This window comes from Janthinobacterium sp. Mn2066 (assembly GCF_049319705.1).
In the GTDB taxonomy this organism is placed as follows: domain Bacteria; phylum Pseudomonadota; class Gammaproteobacteria; order Burkholderiales; family Burkholderiaceae_D; genus Janthinobacterium.
Genome location: NZ_JBMOUF010000047.1, coordinates 1 through 324 on the forward strand (window position 1 = coordinate 1; position 324 = coordinate 324).

The 324-nt window shown below is 56.5% G+C and carries 1 protein-coding gene; it reads right to left on the reverse strand.

Features of this window, described 5'->3' with window-relative positions:
• Window positions 1-324: integrase core domain-containing protein (locus ACL9RI_RS27690; protein WP_422729652.1), on the reverse strand; the 324-nt coding region annotated here is incomplete at both ends.

Sequence of the window (324 nt, forward strand, 5' to 3'; positions counted from 1 at the left end):
TTTTGGTGTAATGCCGCCAAGTGCCATGTTGGGCCGGTCGTGATTGTAAGTCCACAACCAGCGGGTTGCAAAATCCTGGATATCCTCGAGTGTTTCAAACAGGTGATGAGCCAGCCAGTCGTAACGCACGGTGCGGTTATAGCGCTCGACATAGGCATTCTGCTGTGGCTGCCCAGGCTGAATGAAGTCAATGCGTATGTCACGCTTGGCGGCCCAGGCCAGCGTCACGGCGCTGATGTATTCGGGACCGTTATCGCAGCGAATGACCTGGGGTTTGCCACGCCATTCGATGATCCTGTCGAGGGAGCGGATGACGCGTTCGGA